Raw genomic sequence first — 20,588 nt, forward strand, 5'->3', positions numbered from 1 at the left:
TGAGCAGGTAGGGGTTTTGTCTTTGTGGCGCAAAAATACTGTGCGCTCCTACAGGGGGGCGCTCGCCGCTGTTGCTGGGCCCTTTTCCTATGCAAGCCAACAGCCCATAGCTATCATGCCAGCCTTATTCAAAGTCGAGACTGGCATGCTGAAGTTGTTGAATCTCCTCAAGGATGGTCGGTTCCATTCCGGAGAAGCCCTGGGGGCCGCCCTTGGGGTGAGCCGCAGCGCCGTTTGGAAGCAGCTGCAGCACCTCGAGAGTGAACTGAACCTGACCATCCACAAGGTCCGCGGCCGTGGCTATCAATTGGCGGCGCCGTTGAACCTGCTCGAGTCGCAGGCGATCGCTGGCTTCGCCGAGGGTGAGCAGTGGCCGCTATTCATCCACGAGACCATCGACTCCACTAATGCCGAAGGACTGAGACTTGCCGCAGCTGGGCAAGTTGCTCCGTTCCTGGTGTTGGCCGAGCGACAAAGCGCCGGTCGTGGTCGGCGTGGGCGGCACTGGGTCAGTCCGTTCGCTGAAAACCTCTATTACAGCCTGGTCCTGCGCGTTGATGGCGGTATGCGTCAACTTGAAGGGCTGAGCCTGGTGGTGGGGTTGGCGGTGATGCGCACGCTGCAGGCGTTCGGTCTCAAGGATGTCGGCCTGAAATGGCCAAACGACGTCCTGGTCAAAGGCCGGAAGATCACCGGAATCCTGCTGGAATTGGTCGGCGACCCTGCCGATGTCTGCCATGTGGTGTTGGGGATCGGTGTCAATGTGAATATGCAGGCCAGTGAAGGCATTGATCAACAATGGACCTCGATGCGCGCCGAGTCGGGCCAGACCGTCGACCGTAACCGCTTGGTCGCTTTGCTCAGCCAGCAGTTGCAGCGTGAACTGGCCCGTCACCGGCGTTACGGGTTTGCCGCGTTCCAGGAGGAATGGGAGCAAGCCCATCTCTGGCAAGGGCGCAAGGTGTCGTTGGTCGCCGGGACTACCCGCATCGATGGGGTGGCGCGGGGTGTGGATGGCCAGGGCGGTTTGCGTCTTGAGGTCGACGGTGTGGAAAAGAGCTTCAGCGGTGGCGAGCTCAGCCTGAGGTTGCGTGATGATTCTTGAGCTCGATTGTGGGAACAGCTTTATAAAGTGGCGTGTGATTCACAGTGCCGATGCCGCCATCACCGGTGGCGGTATTGTCGACTCGGACCAGGCGCTGCTGGCTGCGGTTGCAGGGCTCGGTGACGTGCCTCTGGTCGGTAGCCGAATGGTCAGTGTACGCAGCGAGGAAGAGACCTCGGCATTATGTGCATTGATCAAGGATCGCTTTGCGGTCGCCGTGAGCGTTGCCCAGCCGGTCCAGGAAATGGCCGGCGTTCGCAATGGTTATGACGACTACCAGCGCCTGGGCATGGACCGTTGGTTGGGGGCGCTGGGCGCTTTTCACCTGGCCAAGGGGGCCTGCCTGGTCATCGATTTTGGCACAGCGGCCAAGGCGGACTTCGTTGCGGCCGATGGCGAGCACCTGGGCGGCTATATATGTCCAGGCATGCCGTTGATGCGCAGCCAGTTACGCACCCATACCCGGCGCATTCGTTATGACGACGCTTCCGCCGAGCGGGCGCTGAACAGCCTTGCCCCGGGGCGCTCTACCGTTGAGGCGGTCGAGCGGGGTTGCGTGCTGATGCTGCAAAGTTTTGCTCGCGCGCAGATCGAGCAGGCCAGGGCACTATGGGGCGATGACTTCACGGTGTTCCTCACTGGCGGTGATGCGCCCCTGGTGCACAAGGCCGCTCCCCAGGCGCGTATCGTCCCGGACCTGGTATTCGTTGGCCTGGCCATGGCCTGCCCATTGAACTGAGGTGCCTATGCGCTGGTTGTTTCTTCTATTGGTCGTGCTGAACGTCTTCTATTATGTCTGGCACCAGCAGGAAGCGCCCCTCAAGGTGAAGGAAGTCGCGCCGCTTTCGCTGTACAAGGGCAGTCAGCAGGAAATTCGCCTGCTGCGCGAAACCGGAGTCGCGGCGCCGGCCAGGCGCCGCGATGAATGCCTGGTTGTCGGTGGCCTGGCGCAACGTGAACAGCTCGAGGCACTGCGTCAGCGCCTGTTGAGCCTTGATATCGCTGCGGTGGCGGTCGCGGGGCAACTGCCGGGGGCCGATGGTTTCTGGCTCAAGGTAGCCCCTGAAAGCGAGCGTTTGCTGGACCCGGCAGTGCTCTCGACTCTTTCCAAGGATTTCAAAGACTTAAAACACAAAATTATTTTCTGCGAAGGTATTGCAACTGCTGAATAGCTTGATAGAATGGCGCCCGCTTCACAGGGAACACCACTGCGGTGGTAGAGCTGGAGGCGGTGTCAAAGCAGCTAAGTTTCAGATTTGATTGAAAAAATTTGAAAAAACGCTTGACACTAGGGCGGCAGACAAATAGAATGCCGGCCACATCTGGAGGGATTCCCGAGCGGTCAAAGGGGACGGACTGTAAATCCGTTGCGAGAGCTTCGAAGGTTCGAATCCTTCTCCCTCCACCAGTTTTAGCGAGAGCCGCAAGCTCCGCGGGTATAGTTTAGTGGTAGAACCTCAGCCTTCCAAGCTGATGATGCGGGTTCGATTCCCGCTACCCGCTCCAAGTTTGCAGGGTTTTGCACAAAGTGTTTCGCTCTTGTAGCTCAGTTGGTAGAGCACACCCTTGGTAAGGGTGAGGTCAGCGGTTCAAGTCCGCTCAAGAGCTCCATATAGACAAAGGCAGATATGAGAATATCTGCCTTTGTTTTATCAGCGGTAAGTCTATTTCTTCTGCGGAGGATGTATCGATGGCTAAGGAAAAGTTTGATCGTTCCCTACCTCACGTTAACGTCGGCACTATCGGCCACGTTGACCACGGTAAGACCACTCTGACTGCAGCGCTGACTCGCGTCTGCTCCGAAGTTTTCGGTTCGGCCGTCGTTGAGTTCGACAAGATCGACTCGGCTCCGGAAGAAAAAGCGCGCGGTATCACCATCAACACCGCTCACGTCGAGTACAACTCGAACATTCGTCACTACGCTCACGTTGACTGCCCAGGTCACGCTGACTACGTGAAGAACATGATCACCGGTGCTGCCCAGATGGACGGCGCGATCCTGGTTTGCTCGGCCGCCGATGGTCCGATGCCACAAACCCGTGAGCACATCCTGCTGTCCCGTCAGGTTGGCGTTCCGTACATCGTGGTCTTCCTGAACAAGGCTGACCTGGTAGACGACGCTGAGCTGCTGGAACTGGTCGAGATGGAAGTTCGCGACCTGCTGTCCACCTACGACTTCCCAGGCGACGACACTCCGATCATCATCGGTTCGGCTCGTATGGCCCTGGAAGGCAAAGACGACAACGAAATGGGCACTACCGCTGTCAAGAAGCTGGTAGAAACTCTGGATGCCTACATCCCTGAGCCAGTTCGTGCCATCGACCAGCCGTTCCTGATGCCGATCGAAGACGTATTCTCGATCTCGGGTCGTGGTACCGTTGTTACCGGCCGTATCGAGCGTGGTATCGTCCGCGTTCAGGATCCGCTGGAAATCGTTGGTCTGCGTGACACCACCACCACCACCTGCACCGGCGTTGAGATGTTCCGCAAGCTGCTGGACGAAGGTCGTGCTGGCGAGAACTGCGGCGTCCTGCTGCGTGGTACCAAGCGTGACGACGTTGAGCGTGGCCAGGTTCTGGTCAAGCCAGGTTCGGTCAAGCCGCACACCAAGTTCACCGCAGAAGTCTACGTCCTGTCGAAGGAAGAAGGCGGCCGTCACACTCCGTTCTTCAAAGGCTACCGTCCTCAGTTCTACTTCCGTACCACTGACGTGACCGGTAACTGCGAACTGCCGGAAGGCGTTGAAATGGTAATGCCAGGTGACAACATTCAGATGACTGTCACCCTGATCAAGACCATCGCAATGGAAGACGGTCTGCGCTTCGCCATCCGTGAAGGCGGTCGTACCGTCGGCGCCGGCGTCGTAGCAAAAATTATTGAATAAGTAGTTGATTTAAATGACCAGGCCGGTATAATGGCCGGCCTGGTACAGTGTTAAAGGTCAGTAGCTCAATTGGCAGAGCGACGGTCTCCAAAACCGTAGGTTGGGGGTTCGATTCCCTCCTGACCTGCCATTCACCTCGGTGTGATTGGCTTTCTTCTCACAGGATCCTCCTCGATGACTCCCAAAACTGAAGCCCAAGAATCGCGTTTTGATCTGTTCAAGTGGCTCGCTGTTGTCGCATTGGTAGTCGTTGGTGTAGTGGGTAATCAGTATTACTCCGCCTCTCCGATCCTGTATCGCGTGCTCGTCCTGCTTGCTTTGGCTGCTGTCGCTGGCTTCGTTGCCTTGCAGACCGCCAAGGGTAAGTCGTTCTTTGCGCTGGCGAAGGAAGCTCGTACCGAGATTCGTAAAGTCGTGTGGCCAACCCGCCAAGAAACCACGCAGACCACGCTGATTGTCGTGGCTGTTGTTCTGGTCATGGCGTTGCTGCTGTGGGGTCTTGATTCCCTGCTCGGCTGGTTGGTCTCCTTGATCGTTGGCTAAGGGTGTCTCGTGGCTAAGCGTTGGTATGTTGTTCATGCTTACTCGGGTTACGAGAAGCATGTCATGCGCTCCCTGATCGAGCGTGTCAAGCTGGCTGGCATGGAAGACGAATTCGGCGAGATCCTGGTCCCGACCGAAGAAGTCGTCGAAATGCGCAACGGCCAGAAGCGCAAGAGCGAGCGCAAGTTCTTCCCGGGCTATGTATTGGTCCAGATGGAAATGAACGAAGGGACTTGGCACCTTGTCAAGGATACCCCTCGGGTCATGGGTTTCATTGGTGGTACCGCAGACAAGCCTGCGCCGATCACCGATAAAGAAGCTGAGGCCATCCTGCGTCGCGTTGCCGACGGTAGTGACAAGCCGAAGCCGAAGACGCTGTTCGAGCCGGGTGAAGTGGTTCGCGTTATTGACGGTCCCTTCGCTGATTTCAATGGCAGTGTCGAAGAAGTTAACTACGAGAAGAGTCGCCTGCAGGTTGCAGTGCTCATTTTCGGTCGCTCCACCCCGGTGGAGCTCGAGTTCAGCCAGGTCGAAAAGGTCTAGCAGAACGAAGCATCCCATACCCCGCAGCCCTATGTGCTGCGGGGTTTTGTCGTCACTGGGATAAAACGCAAGTCATACGGGGAGCCATCTGGCGCTTGTACCCGATTTTGGAGTAGCTCATGGCTAAGAAGATTCAGGCTTACATCAAGCTGCAAGTAAAGGCCGGCCAGGCCAACCCAAGCCCACCCGTTGGTCCAGCACTGGGTCAACACGGTGTGAACATCATGGAATTCTGCAAGGCCTTTAACGCCCGTACTCAGGGTCAAGAGCCAGGTCTGCCGACTCCAGTGATCATCACTGTATACAGCGACCGTAGCTTCACCTTCGAGACCAAGAGCACCCCTGCCTCGGTTCTGCTGAAGAAAGCTGCTGGCCTGACCAGCGGTTCGGCTCGCCCGAACACCGTCAAGGTCGGTACCGTTACCCGTGCTCAGCTGGAAGAGATCGCCAAGACCAAACAGGCCGATCTGACTGCCGCTGACCTGGATGCTGCTGTGCGCACCATCGCCGGCTCTGCCCGTAGCATGGGCCTGAACGTGGAGGGTGTGTAATGGCTAAGCTGACCAAGCGCCAAAAGGCTATCGCCGAGAAAATCGAAGCAGGCAAGGCCTACAACTTCGAAGAAGCAGCAACCCTGCTGGCTTCGCTGCCGGCTGCCAAGTTCGTAGAATCCTACGACATCGCTGTCAACCTCGGCGTTGATCCGCGTAAATCCGACCAGGTCGTTCGTAGCGCTACCGTGCTGCCGCACGGCACTGGCAAGACCGTCCGCGTTGCCGTCTTCACCCAGGGCCCAGCTGCAGAAGCTGCTCTGGCTGCCGGCGCCGATCGCGTAGGCATGGACGATCTGGCTGCCGAAATGAAAGGCGGCGACCTGAACTATGACGTCGTCATCGCATCGCCTGATGCCATGCGCGTTGTGGGTCAGCTGGGTCAGGTCCTGGGTCCTCGCGGCCTGATGCCTAACCCGAAAGTTGGTACCGTGACTCCAGACGTAGCCACTGCCGTGAAAAACGCCAAGGCTGGTCAGGTTCGCTACCGTACCGACAAGAACGGTATTATCCATACCTCCGTTGGCAAGATCGGCTTTGAGGCTGGCAAGCTGAAGGAAAACGTTGAAGCCCTGATCGCTGACCTGAAGCGTATCAAGCCAGCTTCCTCGAAAGGTATCTACGTCAAGCGCGTTACCCTGAGCACCACCATGGGCCCAGGTCTGATCATCGATCAGAGCTCGCTGAACGTGTAATATGCGGCCGCTGCGACCTGGTCGCAGCGGCTTACTAGATTGGGGTCCCTGCCTGGCGGGGGCTATCCAAGACCGTAGGCGGCGCAAGCCTTAAACCACAAGCCTACGCAGATGGTGCTCCCGATTCGTTTACGAATCAGACACCAAAACGACATCCGGCCTCGGCCAGATGAAACGGTAGAAACCAGGAGTAAACCCGTGGCAATTAAACTCGAAGACAAGAAGGCCATCGTCGCTGAAGTCAACGAGGCTGCCAAAGTCGCTCTGTCCGCTGTCGTGGCCGATGCCCGTGGTGTGACTGTAGGCGCAATGACCGGACTCCGTAAAGAGGCCCGCGAAGCTGGCGTATACGTGCGTGTCGTACGTAACACCCTGCTCAAGCGCGCTGTTGAAGGCACCGAGTACTCGATCCTCAACGACGCGTTCAAAGGCCCGACCCTGATTGCTTTCTCCAACGAACACCCGGGCGCTGCTGCTCGTCTGTTCAAAGAGTTCGCCAAGGGTCAGGACAAGTTCGAGATCAAGGCAGCTGCGTTCGACGGCAAGTTCCTTGCCGCTAACCAGATCGACGTGCTGGCAACCCTGCCAACTCGCGACGAGGCTATCGCACAGCTGATGAGCGTGATCCAAGGTGCAACCAGCAAGCTGGCTCGTACCCTGGCTGCTCTGCGCGACCAGAAAGAAGCTGCTGCTGCCTAAGGCCCGCGCAACTCTTTCAAAATCATACGTTTAATTTGATGGCTGCGTAGGCTGTCACCCCAATACAGGATTTAAGTCATGTCTCTGACTAACGAGCAAATCATCGAAGCGATCGGCCAGAAAACCGTTCTGGAAATTGTTGAACTGATCAAAGCGATGGAAGAAACCTTCGGCGTTACCGCTGCTGCCGCTGTTGCCGCTGGCCCAGCTGCTGGCGCTGCTGCCGCTGCCGAAGAGCAGACCGAGTTCAACGTCGTTCTGACCGAAGCTGGCGACAAGAAAGTCAACGTGATCAAGGCCGTTCGTGAACTGACCGGTCTGGGCCTGAAAGAAGCCAAAGAGAAAGTCGACGGCGCTCCTCAGGTTATCGCTGAAGGCGTTTCGAAAGAAGCCGCTGAAGACGCGAAGAAGAAGCTGGAAGAAGCTGGCGCTAAAGTCGAGCTGAAGTAATTTCGACTTTGCGACAACAGTCCGAGCGTTAAGCGAAGGGCTGATGGCTGGTGGCTTATGCCACCGGCCTTTTTCCGTTATTGGTGGCCGATCAGGTCGGCCCCGATAACGAGCTGCAAGACACCCAATGAGGGTGGCGCAAACCAAGGGGTTTGCACGATTTTCGGCTGCTCCCGCCGGGAGATGCCAAACAAGCAGGTGACCAAGCTGGGGAATGCTGATGGCTTACTCATACACTGAGAAAAAACGTATCCGCAAGGACTTTAGCAAGTTGCCGGACGTCATGGATGTGCCTTACCTCCTGGCCATCCAGCTGGATTCGTATCGCGAATTCCTGCAGGCGGGAGCATCCAAGGACCAGTTCCGCGACGTCGGCCTGCATGCGGCCTTCAAATCGGTATTCCCGATCATCAGCTACTCCGGCAATGCTGCCCTGGAGTACGTCGGCTATCGCCTGGGCGAGCCGGCGTTCGATGTGAAGGAATGTGTCCTGCGTGGTGTGACCTTCGCGGTCCCGCTGCGTGTGAAGGTGCGCCTGATCATCTTCGACAAGGAATCGTCGAACAAAGCGATCAAGGACATCAAAGAGCAAGAAGTCTACATGGGTGAAATCCCCCTGATGACTGAGAACGGTACCTTCGTTATCAACGGTACCGAGCGTGTGATCGTGTCTCAGCTGCACCGCTCGCCGGGTGTGTTCTTCGACCACGACCGTGGCAAGACCCACAGCTCGGGCAAGCTGCTGTACTCCGCTCGCATCATCCCTTACCGCGGTTCCTGGCTGGACTTCGAGTTCGACCCGAAGGACTGCGTGTTCGTGCGTATCGACCGTCGCCGCAAACTGCCGGCCTCGGTACTGCTGCGCGCCCTGGGCTACAGCACTGAAGAAGTGCTGAACACCTTCTACACCACCAACGTCTTCCACATCTCCGGCGAGAAACTGAGCCTGGAGCTGGTGCCGCAGCGTCTGCGTGGTGAAGTCGCGGTCATGGACATCCATGACGGCAGCGGCAAGGTCATCGTCGAGCAAGGCCGCCGTATTACCGCGCGCCACATCAACCAGCTGGAAAAGGCTGGCGTGAAAGAGCTCGACGTGCCGATGGAGTACGTGCTGGGCCGTACCACCGCCAAGGCCATCGTGCATCCGGCCACCGGCGAGATCCTGGCCGAGTGCAACACCGAGCTGACCACCGATCTGCTGATCAAGATCGCCAAGGCTCAGGTTGTCCGCATCGAGACCCTGTACACCAACGACATCGACTGCGGTCCGTTCATCTCGGATACCCTGAAGATCGACACCACCAGCAACCAGCTGGAAGCCTTGGTCGAGATCTACCGCATGATGCGTCCAGGCGAGCCGCCAACCAAGGACGCCGCCGAGACCCTGTTCAACAACCTGTTCTTCAGCGCCGAGCGTTACGACCTGTCCGCCGTTGGCCGCATGAAGTTCAATCGTCGTATCGGTCGTACCGAGATCGAAGGTTCGGGCGTGCTGAGCAAGGAAGACATCGTCGAGGTCCTCAAGACCCTGGTCGATATCCGTAACGGCAAAGGCATCGTCGACGACATCGACCACCTGGGTAACCGTCGCGTGCGTTGCGTTGGCGAGATGGCCGAGAACCAGTTCCGCGTTGGCCTGGTGCGTGTCGAGCGCGCGGTCAAGGAACGTCTGTCGATGGCCGAAAGCGAAGGCCTGATGCCGCAGGACCTGATCAACGCCAAGCCGGTTGCGGCCGCGGTGAAAGAGTTCTTCGGTTCCAGCCAGCTCTCGCAGTTCATGGACCAGAACAACCCGCTCTCCGAGATCACCCACAAGCGCCGTGTCTCCGCGCTCGGCCCTGGTGGTCTGACCCGTGAGCGCGCCGGCTTCGAAGTCCGTGACGTACACCCGACCCACTACGGCCGTGTGTGCCCGATCGAGACTCCTGAAGGTCCGAACATCGGTCTGATCAACTCCCTGGCCGCCTATGCCCGCACCAACCAGTATGGCTTCCTGGAAAGCCCGTACCGCGTGGTGAAGGAAGGCGTGGTCAGCGACGACATCGTGTTCCTGTCCGCCATCGAAGAGGCCGATCACGTGATCGCCCAGGCTTCGGCCGCGATGAACGACAAGAAGCAACTGATCGACGAGTTGGTAGCTGTTCGTCACCTGAACGAATTCACCGTCAAGGCGCCGGAAGACGTCACCCTGATGGACGTTTCGCCGAAGCAGGTTGTTTCCGTCGCTGCCTCGCTGATTCCGTTCCTCGAGCACGACGACGCCAACCGTGCATTGATGGGTTCGAACATGCAGCGTCAGGCTGTACCAACCCTGCGCGCCGACAAGCCGCTGGTAGGTACCGGCATGGAGCGCAACGTTGCCCGTGACTCCGGTGTCTGCGTGGTTGCTCGCCGTGGTGGTGTGATCGATTCGGTCGACGCCAGCCGTATCGTCGTTCGCGTCAATGATGACGAAGTCGAGACCGGTGAAGCCGGTGTGGACATCTACAACCTGACCAAGTACACCCGCTCCAACCAGAACACCTGCATCAACCAGCGTCCGCTGGTGAGCAAGGGTGACAAGGTTCAGCGTAGCGACATCATGGCCGACGGCCCGTCCACCGACATGGGTGAACTGGCACTGGGTCAGAACATGCGCATCGCGTTCATGGCGTGGAACGGCTTCAACTTCGAAGACTCCATCTGCCTGTCCGAGCGTGTGGTTCAGGAAGACCGCTTCACCACGATCCACATCCAGGAACTGACCTGTGTGGCCCGTGATACCAAGCTTGGCCCAGAGGAAATCACCGCGGACATCCCGAACGTCGGTGAGGCTGCGCTGAACAAGCTGGACGAAGCCGGTATCGTCTACGTGGGTGCCGAAGTCGGCGCTGGCGACATTCTGGTCGGCAAGGTCACGCCAAAAGGCGAAACCCAGCTGACTCCAGAAGAAAAACTGCTGCGCGCGATCTTCGGTGAGAAGGCCAGCGACGTTAAGGACACCTCCCTGCGCGTGCCGACTGGCACCAAGGGTACCGTCATCGACGTACAGGTCTTCACCCGTGATGGCGTCGAGCGCGACAGCCGTGCCCTGGCCATCGAGAAGATGCAGCTGGACGAGATCCGCAAGGACCTCAACGAAGAGTTCCGTATCGTCGAAGGCGCAACCTTCGAGCGTCTGCGTTCCGCCCTGAACGGCCAGGTGGTCGACGGTGGCGCGGGCCTGAAGAAAGGCACCGTGATCAGCGACGACGTGCTGAACGGTCTGGAGCACGGCCAGTGGTTCAAGCTGCGCATGGCCGAAGATGCACTGAACGAGCAGCTGGAAAAGGCTCAGCAGTACATCGTCGACCGCCGCCGCCTGCTGGACGACAAGTTCGAAGACAAGAAGCGCAAGCTGCAGCAGGGCGATGACCTGGCTCCAGGCGTACTGAAGATCGTCAAGGTCTACCTGGCAATCCGCCGTCGCATCCAGCCGGGTGACAAGATGGCCGGTCGTCACGGTAACAAGGGTGTCGTCTCGGTGATCATGCCGGTCGAAGACATGCCGCACGACGCCAACGGTACTCCGGTCGACGTCGTACTGAACCCGCTGGGCGTACCTTCGCGTATGAACGTCGGTCAGATCCTTGAAACCCACCTGGGCCTCGCGGCCAAGGGGTTGGGCGAGAAGATCGACCGCATGATCGAAGAGCAGCGTAAAGCCGCTGAGCTGCGTACCTTCCTCACCGAGATCTACAACGAGATCGGTGGTCGTCAGGAGAACTTGGAAGAGTTCACCGACGAAGAGATCATCGCCCTGGCGAACAACCTGAAGAAAGGCGTGCCGATGGCCACCCCAGTCTTCGACGGTGCCAAGGAGCGTGAGATCAAGGCCATGCTGAAACTGGCAGACCTGCCAGAAAGCGGCCAGATGGTGCTGTTCGACGGCCGTACCGGCAACAAGTTCGAGCGTCCTGTGACCGTTGGTTACATGTACATGCTCAAGCTGAACCACTTGGTGGACGACAAGATGCACGCGCGTTCCACTGGTTCCTACAGCCTGGTTACCCAGCAGCCGCTGGGTGGTAAGGCGCAGTTCGGTGGTCAGCGTTTCGGGGAGATGGAAGTGTGGGCGCTGGAAGCATACGGCGCGGCATACACCCTGCAAGAAATGCTCACAGTGAAGTCGGACGACGTGAACGGCCGTACCAAGATGTACAAGAACATCGTGGATGGCGATCACCGTATGGAGCCGGGCATGCCCGAGTCCTTCAACGTGTTGATCAAAGAGATCCGTTCGCTCGGTATCGATATCGATCTGGAAACCGAATAACACGTGACGCGAAGGGGGGTGGGGCAGGTAATGCCCGCTCCCTGCTCCGCCAGGAGGAAAGGCCTTGAAAGACCTACTGAATTTGCTGAAAAACCAGGGTCAAGTCGAAGAGTTCGACGCCATCCGCATCGGTCTGGCGTCGCCTGAAATGATCCGTTCGTGGTCGTTCGGTGAAGTCAAAAAGCCGGAAACCATCAACTACCGTACGTTCAAGCCTGAGCGTGACGGCCTGTTCTGCGCCAAGATCTTTGGCCCAGTCAAGGACTACGAGTGCCTGTGCGGCAAGTACAAGCGCCTCAAGCACCGCGGCGTGATCTGCGAGAAGTGCGGCGTTGAAGTTGCCCTGGCCAAGGTTCGTCGTGAGCGCATGGCGCACATCGAGCTGGCCTCGCCGGTTGCCCACATCTGGTTCCTGAAGTCGCTGCCGTCCCGTATCGGCCTGCTGATGGACATGACCCTGCGTGATATCGAGCGCGTGCTCTACTTCGAGAGCTACGTGGTGATCGATCCGGGCATGACCACCCTCGAGAAGGGCCAGCTGCTGAACGACGAGCAGTACTTCGAAGCGCTGGAAGAGTTCGGTGACGACTTCGACGCCCGCATGGGTGCCGAGGCTGTCCGCGAGCTGCTGCACGCTATCGACCTGGAGCACGAGATCGGTCGCCTGCGCGAAGAAATTCCGCAGACCAACTCGGAAACCAAGATCAAGAAGCTGTCCAAGCGCCTGAAGCTGATGGAGGCTTTCCAGGGCTCGGGCAACCTGCCTGAGTGGATGGTCCTGACCGTCCTGCCAGTGCTGCCGCCGGACCTGCGTCCGCTGGTTCCGCTGGATGGCGGCCGCTTCGCGACCTCCGACCTGAACGACCTGTATCGTCGGGTGATCAACCGTAACAACCGTCTGAAGCGCCTGCTCGATCTGTCGGCGCCGGACATCATCGTGCGCAACGAAAAGCGCATGCTGCAGGAAGCGGTCGACGCCCTGCTCGACAACGGCCGTCGCGGTCGCGCCATCACCGGCTCGAACAAGCGTCCGCTGAAGTCGCTGGCCGACATGATCAAAGGTAAGCAAGGTCGTTTCCGTCAGAACTTGCTCGGTAAGCGCGTGGACTACTCCGGCCGTTCGGTAATTACCGTTGGCCCGACCCTGCGTCTGCACCAGTGCGGTCTGCCGAAGAAGATGGCCCTCGAGCTGTTCAAGCCGTTCATTTTCGGCAAGCTGGAAATGCGTGGTCTGGCGACCACCATCAAGGCCGCCAAGAAGATGGTCGAGCGCGAGCTGCCAGAGGTGTGGGACGTCCTCGCCGAGGTGATCCGCGAACACCCCGTGCTGCTCAACCGTGCGCCAACCCTGCACCGTCTGGGTATCCAGGCCTTTGAACCGGTACTGATCGAAGGTAAGGCTATCCAGCTGCACCCGCTGGTCTGCGCCGCGTACAACGCCGACTTCGACGGTGACCAGATGGCCGTTCACGTGCCGCTGACCCTGGAAGCCCAGCTCGAAGCGCGCGCGCTGATGATGTCGACCAACAACATCCTGTCGCCAGCCAACGGTGAGCCAATCATCGTTCCGTCGCAGGACGTTGTACTGGGTCTGTACTACATGACCCGCGAAGCCATCAACGCCAAGGGCGAAGGTCGCGTGTTCGCCGACCTGCAGGAAGTCGACCGCGTATTCCGCGCCGGCGAAGCCGCCCTGCACGCGAAAATCAAGGTTCGTATCAACGAAACCGTGAAGGATCGCGATGGCAGCATCACCAAGAACACCCGTATCGTCGACACCACTGTCGGCCGTGCGCTGCTGTTCCAGGTTGTGCCGGCAGGCCTGCCGTTCGACGTCGTCAACCAGTCGATGAAGAAGAAGGCGATCTCCAAGCTGATCAACCAGTGCTATCGCGTGGTGGGTCTGAAAGAGACCGTGATCTTCGCTGACCAGTTGATGTACACCGGCTTTGCCTACTCGACCATTTCCGGCGTTTCCATCGGTGTTAACGACTTCGTTATCCCTGATGAAAAAGCGCGCATCATCAACAGCGCCACCGATGAAGTGAAGGAAATCGAGAGCCAGTACGCCTCCGGCCTGGTAACCCAGGGCGAGAAGTACAACAAGGTCATCGACTTGTGGTCCAAGGCGAACGACGAAGTGTCCAAGGCGATGATGGCCAACCTCTCGAAAGAGAAGGTCGTCGACCGCGAGGGCAAGGAAGTCGAGCAAGAGTCCTTCAACTCGATGTACATGATGGCTGACTCCGGTGCTCGTGGTTCCGCGGCTCAGATCCGTCAGCTGGCCGGTATGCGTGGCCTGATGGCCAAGCCGGACGGCTCGATCATCGAGACGCCGATCACCGCGAACTTCCGTGAAGGTCTGAGCGTACTGCAGTACTTCATCTCGACCCACGGTGCTCGTAAGGGTCTGGCGGATACCGCACTGAAGACCGCGAACTCCGGTTACCTGACCCGTCGTCTGGTAGACGTGGCGCAGGATCTGGTCGTGACCGAGATCGACTGCGGCACCGACCAGGGTCTGCTGATGACTCCGCACATCGAAGGCGGCGACGTTGTCGAGCCGCTGGGTGAGCGCGTACTGGGTCGTGTCATTGCCCGTGACGTGTTCAAGCCAGGCACCGAGGACGTCATCGTTCCGGCCGGTACCCTGGTCGACGAGCAGTGGGTCGAGTTCATCGAGCTGAACAGCATCGACGAAGTGGTCGTGCGTTCGCCGATCAGCTGCGAAACCCGCTACGGCATCTGCGCCAAGTGCTACGGTCGCGACCTGGCTCGTGGTCACCAGGTGAACATCGGTGAAGCTGTCGGCGTTATCGCCGCCCAGTCGATCGGTGAACCGGGTACCCAGCTGACCATGCGTACGTTCCACATCGGTGGTGCTGCAAGCCGTACCTCGGCTGCCGACAGCGTCCAGGTGAAGAACGGCGGCATGGTGCGTCTGCACAACCTCAAGCAGGTCGAGCGCGCCGATGGCAACCTGGTTGCCGTATCGCGTTCCGGCGAGCTGGCCATTGCCGACGAATTCGGCCGTGAGCGTGAGCGCTACAAGCTGCCTTACGGTGCGGTGATTTCGGTCAAGGAAGGTGAGAAGGTCGAAGCTGGCGCCATCGTCGCCAAGTGGGACCCGCACACCCACCCGATCGTTACCGAGCTGAAAGGTACCGTGACCTTCGTGGGCATGGAAGAAAACATCACCATCAAGCGCCAGACCGACGAACTGACCGGCCTGACCAACATTGAAGTGATGGACGTCAAGGATCGCCCTGCCGCAGGCAAGGAAATCCGCCCGGCGATCAAGATGGTCGATGCCGCTGGCAAGGACCTGTACCTGCCAGGTACCGACGTACCGGCCCAGTACTTCCTGCCGGCCAACGCCCTCGTCGGTGTGGCTGACGGTGCCCAGATCGGCGTCGGTGACGTTATCGCGCGTATCCCGCAAGAAACGTCGAAGACCCGTGACATCACCGGTGGTCTGCCACGCGTTGCCGACCTGTTCGAAGCGCGTCGTCCGAAAGAAGCCTCGATTCTGGCTGAAGTCAGCGGCACCATTGCCTTCGGTAAAGAAACCAAGGGCAAGCGTCGCCTGGTCATCACCCCGACCGATGGCAGCGATCCGTACGAAGAGCTGATTCCGAAGTGGCGCCACCTGAACGTCTTCGAAGGCGAACAGGTAAACCGCGGCGAAGTTATCTCCGACGGCCCGAGCGATCCGCACGACATCCTGCGTCTGCTGGGCGTGAGCGCGCTGGCCAAGTACATCGTCAACGAGATCCAGGACGTTTACCGTCTGCAGGGCGTGAAGATCAACGACAAGCACATCGAGACCATCCTGCGTCAGATGCTGCGTAAAGTTGAGATTTCCGAGTCCGGCGATTCCAGCTTCATCAAGGGCGACCAGATGGAACTGACTCAGGTACTGGTCGAGAACGAGCGTCTCGCCAGCGAAGACAAGTTCATCTCGAAGTTCACCCGCGTGCTGCTGGGTATCACCAAGGCCTCGCTGTCCACCGAATCGTTCATCTCGGCGGCTTCCTTCCAGGAAACCACCCGCGTACTGACCGAAGCGGCGGTAACCGGCAAGCGTGACTACCTGCGCGGCCTGAAAGAGAACGTGGTCGTGGGTCGTCTGATCCCGGCCGGTACCGGTCTGGCCTACCACAGCGAGCGCAAGCGTCGCCGTGATGCCGACAAGCCGCTGCGTGTGAGCGCCAGTGAGGTGGAAGCCGCACTGACCGAAGCGCTGAATTCCAGCGGTAACTGAGTACAGGGCAGGGCCCCGGCACGCCTCGCCAGGGCATCGGTGACATGAATTGTTGCCGATGACCGGGCGAGGAGGGCCGGGGCCTCGTCTTGACTGGGTGCAAGATCCTCTTTAGACTTTTGTACCCTTAAATTTGGTGAGGCTCCGTCTCGCCAATTTTTGGCTTTCTTGCAAGACAATAGAGTCGCAAGACAATCAGTGGAGCTAGTAGATGGCAACTATCAACCAGCTGGTACGTCAGCCGCGTAAGCGTTCGGTCGAGAAGTCCGACGTTCCTGCGCTGCAGAACTGCCCGCAACGTCGTGGCGTGTGCACCCGTGTGTACACCACCACGCCGAAAAAACCTAACTCGGCACTGCGTAAAGTATGCCGTGTGCGTCTGACCAACGGTTTCGAGGTTTCCTCGTACATCGGTGGTGAAGGCCACAACCTGCAAGAGCACAGCGTCGTCCTGATCCGTGGCGGCCGTGTAAAAGACTTGCCAGGTGTTCGTTACCACACCGTTCGCGGCTCTCTGGATACTTCGGGCGTCAAAGGCCGTAACCAGGGTCGTTCGAAGTACGGTACCAAGCGTCCGAAGTAATCGGCCGTTTGCAGACATCCATTTATTTGAGTCGATAAGAGTAAGGTCGGGCAGGGGTCGAAGACCCACGTCCCGGGCTAACCTGAAGACCGTTTGAGGGCTTATCATGCCAAGACGTCGTGTAGCAGCAAAACGTGAGATCCTGGACGATCCGAAGTACGGATCCCAGATCCTCGCCAAGTTCATGAACCACGTGATGGAAAGCGGCAAGAAGGCCGTAGCCGAGCGCATCGTTTACGGTGCCCTGGATACCGTCAAAGCACGCAAGAACAGCGACCCCCTGGAAATCTTCGAGAAAGCTCTCGACGCCATCGCTCCGCTGGTCGAAGTTAAGTCCCGTCGTGTCGGCGGTGCTACTTACCAGGTTCCGGTTGAAGTTCGTCCATCCCGTCGTAACGCTCTGGCAATGCGCTGGCTCGTAGACTACGCCCGCAAGCGCGGCGAGAAGTCGATGGCTCTGCGCCTGGCCGGCGAACTGCTGGATGCTGCCGAAGGCAAGGGTGCTGCAGTCAAGAAGCGTGAAGACGTGCACCGTATGGCCGAGGCCAACAAAGCGTTCTCGCACTACCGCTTCTAATTCAAGCATCAATATTTTTGCGAGGGCTCTATGGCTCGTACTACAGCAATTAACCGCTACCGTAACATCGGTATCTGTGCCCACGTTGACGCGGGCAAGACTACCACTACCGAGCGGATCCTGTTCTACACAGGTCTGAGCCACAAGATGGGCGAGGTGCACGACGGCGCCGCGACCACCGACTGGATGGTGCAGGAGCAGGAGCGCGGTATCACCATTACCTCCGCTGCCGTTACTACCTTCTGGAAAGGTTCCCGTGGTCAGTACGACAACTACCGCGTAAACGTCATCGATACCCCCGGCCACGTTGACTTCACCATTGAAGTAGAGCGTTCGCTGCGGGTACTCGACGGCGCGGTCGTTGTGTTCTGCGGTACCTCCGGCGTTGAGCCGCAGTCCGAAACCGTATGGCGTCAGGCCAACAAGTACGGCGTTCCACGTGTTGTCTACGTGAACAAGATGGACCGTGCTGGTGCCAACTTCCTGCGCGTTGTCGGCCAGATCAAGAACCGCCTGGGTCACACCCCGGTTCCGGTCCAGCTGGCTATCGGTGCGGAAGATGACTTCCAGGGTCAGGTTGACCTGATCAAGATGAAAGCCATCTACTGGAACGACGACGACAAGGGCACCAGCTACCGTGAGGAAGAAATTCCTGCGGATATGGTCGAGCTGGCCAACGAGTGGCGCAGCAACATGGTTGAGGCTGCCGCCGAAGCCAACGAAGAGCTGATGAACAAGTACCTTGAAGAAGGTGACCTGTCCGTCGAAGACATCAAGGCTGGTCTGCGCGCCCGTACCCTGGCGAGCGAGATCGTTCCTGCTGTCTGCGGTTCCTCGTTCAAGAACAAGGGCGTTCCCCTGGTTCTCGACGCCGTCATCGACTTCCTGCCTGCTCCGACCGAAATCCCGGCGATCAAGGGTATCCACCCTGACCTGATCGACGTGCCGAAGGATGAAGTCACTCCGGAGCAGTACGACGAGCGTCCTGCTGACGACAACGAGCCGTTCTCGGCCCTGGCGTTCAAGATCGCCACCGACCCGTTCGTGGGTACTCTGACCTTCGTCCGCGTTTACTCGGGCTTCCTGACCTCTGGTGACTCCGTCATCAACTCGGTCAAGGGCAAGAAAGAGCGCGTTGGTCGTATGGTGCAGATGCACGCCAACCAGCGTGAAGAGATCAAAGAAGTACGCGCTGGCGACATCGCTGCTCTGATCGGCATGAAGGACGTCACCACTGGTGACACCCTGTGCAACGCCGACAAGCCGATCATCCTCGAGCGTATGGACTTCCCTGAGCCGGTTATTTCGCTCTCCGTAGAGCCGAAAACCAAGGCTGACCAGGAGAAGATGGGTATCGCACTGGGCAAGCTGGCCCAGGAAGACCCGTCGTTCCGCGTCAAGACCGACGAAGAAACCGGCCAGACCATCATCTCCGGTATGGGTGAGCTGCACCTGGACATCCTCGTTGACCGCATGAAGCGCGAGTTCAACGTCGAGTGCAACGTCGGCAAGCCGCAGGTTTCGTACCGCGAGAAGATCACCAAGTCCAACGTCGAGATCGAAGGCAAGTTCGTTCGTCAGTCGGGTGGTCGTGGTCAGTTCGGTCACTGCTGGATCCGTTTCTCGGAGCCGGACGTCGACGAGAAGGGCAACATCACCGAAGGTCTGGTGTTCACCAACGAAGTCGTTGGTGGCGTGATTCCTAAGGAATTCATCGCCCCGATCCAGAAGGGTATCGAAGAGCAGATGAAAAACGGCGTTGTCGCCGGCTATCCGCTGCTCGGCCTGAAGGCCACGGTATTCGACGGTTCGTACCATGACGTCGACTCCAACGAAATGGCGTTCAAGATCGCCGCTTCGATGGCGACCAAGCAACTGGCCCAGAAGGGCGGTGGCGTGGTACTTGAGCCGATCATGAAGGTCGAAGTTGTAACCCCGGAAGACTACCTGGGTGACGTGATGGGTGACCTGAGCCGTCGTCGCGGGATGATCCAGGGTAATGAAGACTCGGTGTCCGGCAAGGTAATCACTGCTGAGGTACCGCTCGGAGAGATGTTCGGTTACGCAACCGACGTTCGTTCCATGTCTCAGGGTCGCGCAAGCTACTCCATGGAATTCTCCAAATACGCCGAAGCTCCGTCGAACATCGTCGAAGCACTCGTTAAAAAACAAGGCTAATCCCCTTTAGGCAAGAGGTTCACTGTCGTGGCTAAAGAAAAATTTGATCGTTCCCTTCCCCACGTTAACGTCGGCACCATCGGCCACGTTGACCACGGTAAGACCACTCTGACCGCAGCTCTGACCCGCGTCTGCTCCGAAGTTTTCGGTTCGGCCGTCGTTGAGTTCGACAAGATCGACTCGGCTCCGGAAGAAAAAGCGCGCGGTATCACCATCAACACCGCTCACGTCGAGTACAACTCGAACATTCGTCACTACGCTCACGTTGACTGCCCAGGTCACGCTGACTACGTGAAGAACATGATCACCGGTGCTGCCCAGATGGACGGCGCGATCCTGGTTTGCTCGGCCGCCGATGGTCCGATGCCACAAACCCGTGAGCACATCCTGCTGTCCCGTCAGGTTGGCGTTCCGTACATCGTGGTCTTCCTGAACAAGGCTGACCTGGTAGACGACGCTGAGCTGCTGGAACTGGTCGAGATGGAAGTTCGCGACCTGCTGTCCACCTACGACTTCCCAGGCGACGACACTCCGATCATCATCGGTTCGGCTCGTATGGCCCTGGAAGGCAAAGACGACAACGAAATGGGCACTACCGCTGTCAAGAAGCTGGTAGAAACTCTGGATGCCTACATCCCTGAGCCAGTTCGTGCCATCGACCAGCCGTTCCTGATGCCGATCGAAGACGTATTCTCGATCTCGGGTCGTGGTACCGTTGTTACCGGCCGTATCGAGCGTGGTATCGTCCGCGTTCAGGATCCGCTGGAAATCGTTGGTCTGCGTGACACCACCACCACCACCTGCACCGGCGTTGAGATGTTCCGCAAGCTGCTGGACGAAGGTCGTGCTGGCGAGAACTGCGGCGTCCTGCTGCGTGGTACCAAGCGTGACGACGTTGAGCGTGGCCAGGTTCTGGTCAAGCCAGGTTCGGTCAAGCCGCACACCAAGTTCACCGCAGAAGTCTACGTCCTGTCGAAGGAAGAAGGCGGCCGTCACACTCCGTTCTTCAAAGGCTACCGTCCTCAGTTCTACTTCCGTACCACTGACGTGACCGGTAACTGCGAACTGCCGGAAGGCGTTGAAATGGTAATGCCAGGTGACAACATTCAGATGACTGTCACCCTGATCAAGACCATCGCAATGGAAGACGGTCTGCGCTTCGCCATCCGTGAAGGCGGTCGTACCGTCGGCGCCGGCGTCGTGGCCAAAATCATCGAGTAAT

The 20,588-nt window shown here is 58.6% G+C and carries 16 protein-coding genes and 4 tRNA genes; all 20 read left to right on the plus strand.

The genetic code is table 11. From position 1 onward, the window contains the following. Positions 1-145: 145 nt before the first annotated feature. The 20 genes from birA to tuf (E3U47_RS20180) all read left to right on the plus strand — a co-directional run bounded on the left by birA (position 146) and on the right by tuf (E3U47_RS20180) (position 20,587). Positions 146-1,105, plus strand: a complete 960-nt coding sequence (gene birA, locus E3U47_RS20085; protein WP_134693393.1) for a bifunctional biotin--[acetyl-CoA-carboxylase] ligase/biotin operon repressor BirA — start codon at positions 146-148, stop codon at positions 1,103-1,105. Continuing rightward, the gene (locus E3U47_RS20090) at positions 1,095-1,844 is read left to right on the plus strand and encodes a pantothenate kinase (protein ID WP_134693394.1); all 750 of its coding nucleotides are present in this window, start codon (positions 1,095-1,097) and stop codon (positions 1,842-1,844) included. The genes birA and E3U47_RS20090 overlap by 11 nt, the downstream gene beginning before the upstream one ends. Before the next feature lie 7 nt (positions 1,845-1,851). Beyond that, complete coding sequence (locus E3U47_RS20095) at positions 1,852-2,277, plus strand: hypothetical protein (protein WP_134693395.1); 426 nt, start codon at positions 1,852-1,854, stop codon at positions 2,275-2,277. Positions 2,278-2,429: 152 nt separating this feature from the next. Further along, positions 2,430-2,513 (plus strand) — tRNA-Tyr (locus tag E3U47_RS20100). Between the two features lie 24 nt (positions 2,514-2,537). Further along, positions 2,538-2,611: transfer RNA gene (locus E3U47_RS20105), tRNA-Gly, on the plus strand. A 29-nt stretch (positions 2,612-2,640) separates the two neighbouring features. Continuing rightward, positions 2,641-2,716: transfer RNA gene (locus E3U47_RS20110), tRNA-Thr, on the plus strand. Between the two features lie 79 nt (positions 2,717-2,795). Next, positions 2,796-3,989, plus strand: coding sequence for an elongation factor Tu (gene tuf, locus E3U47_RS20115; protein ID WP_010951775.1), 1,194 nt, complete (start codon positions 2,796-2,798; stop codon positions 3,987-3,989). A gap of 54 nt (positions 3,990-4,043) precedes the next feature. Next, positions 4,044-4,119, plus strand: a tRNA-Trp gene (locus E3U47_RS20120). A gap of 44 nt (positions 4,120-4,163) precedes the next feature. Continuing rightward, on the plus strand, positions 4,164-4,532 hold the full coding sequence (secE, locus tag E3U47_RS20125) for a preprotein translocase subunit SecE (RefSeq protein ID WP_011531879.1): 369 nt from the start codon (positions 4,164-4,166) through the stop codon (positions 4,530-4,532). 9 nt (positions 4,533-4,541) lie between these two features. Further along, positions 4,542-5,075 (plus strand): transcription termination/antitermination protein NusG, encoded by a 534-nt coding sequence (nusG, locus tag E3U47_RS20130; protein WP_011531880.1) that lies wholly within the window; start codon positions 4,542-4,544, stop codon positions 5,073-5,075. Between the two features lie 119 nt (positions 5,076-5,194). Then, positions 5,195-5,626, plus strand: coding sequence for a 50S ribosomal protein L11 (gene rplK / locus E3U47_RS20135; RefSeq protein WP_070094635.1), 432 nt, complete (start codon positions 5,195-5,197; stop codon positions 5,624-5,626). After that, positions 5,626-6,321 carry a 50S ribosomal protein L1 gene (rplA, locus tag E3U47_RS20140; protein WP_028692260.1) on the plus strand — a complete coding sequence of 232 codons (696 nt, stop codon included), beginning with the start codon at positions 5,626-5,628 and terminating at the stop codon, positions 6,319-6,321. The genes rplK and rplA overlap by 1 nt, the downstream gene beginning before the upstream one ends. 198 nt (positions 6,322-6,519) lie before the next feature. Next, positions 6,520-7,020, plus strand: coding sequence for a 50S ribosomal protein L10 (rplJ, locus tag E3U47_RS20145; protein WP_043215352.1), 501 nt, complete (start codon positions 6,520-6,522; stop codon positions 7,018-7,020). Between the two features lie 78 nt (positions 7,021-7,098). Further along, a complete protein-coding gene (gene rplL / locus E3U47_RS20150; RefSeq protein ID WP_133330037.1) occupies positions 7,099-7,470 on the plus strand; it encodes a 50S ribosomal protein L7/L12 in 372 nt (123 codons plus the stop codon). A 220-nt stretch (positions 7,471-7,690) separates the two neighbouring features. Continuing rightward, positions 7,691-11,764 (plus strand): DNA-directed RNA polymerase subunit beta, encoded by a 4,074-nt coding sequence (gene rpoB / locus E3U47_RS20155; protein WP_134693396.1) that lies wholly within the window; start codon positions 7,691-7,693, stop codon positions 11,762-11,764. Positions 11,765-11,828: 64 nt separating this feature from the next. Continuing rightward, on the plus strand, positions 11,829-16,028 hold the full coding sequence (rpoC, locus tag E3U47_RS20160) for a DNA-directed RNA polymerase subunit beta' (RefSeq protein WP_134693397.1): 4,200 nt from the start codon (positions 11,829-11,831) through the stop codon (positions 16,026-16,028). A gap of 211 nt (positions 16,029-16,239) precedes the next feature. Further along, complete coding sequence (gene rpsL, locus E3U47_RS20165) at positions 16,240-16,611, plus strand: 30S ribosomal protein S12 (protein WP_003255492.1); 372 nt, start codon at positions 16,240-16,242, stop codon at positions 16,609-16,611. 106 nt (positions 16,612-16,717) lie between these two features. Further along, the gene (rpsG, locus tag E3U47_RS20170) at positions 16,718-17,188 is read left to right on the plus strand and encodes a 30S ribosomal protein S7 (protein WP_003246741.1); all 471 of its coding nucleotides are present in this window, start codon (positions 16,718-16,720) and stop codon (positions 17,186-17,188) included. 30 nt (positions 17,189-17,218) lie between these two features. Continuing rightward, positions 17,219-19,366 carry an elongation factor G gene (fusA, locus tag E3U47_RS20175; protein WP_134693398.1) on the plus strand — a complete coding sequence of 716 codons (2,148 nt, stop codon included), beginning with the start codon at positions 17,219-17,221 and terminating at the stop codon, positions 19,364-19,366. 27 nt (positions 19,367-19,393) lie between these two features. Further along, positions 19,394-20,587 (plus strand): elongation factor Tu, encoded by a 1,194-nt coding sequence (gene tuf / locus E3U47_RS20180; protein WP_010951775.1) that lies wholly within the window; start codon positions 19,394-19,396, stop codon positions 20,585-20,587. The last annotated feature ends 1 nt before the right edge of the window (position 20,588 follow it).

It is taken from the genome of Pseudomonas sp. RIT623, from assembly GCF_004519305.1.
GTDB lineage: Bacteria > Pseudomonadota > Gammaproteobacteria > Pseudomonadales > Pseudomonadaceae > Aquipseudomonas.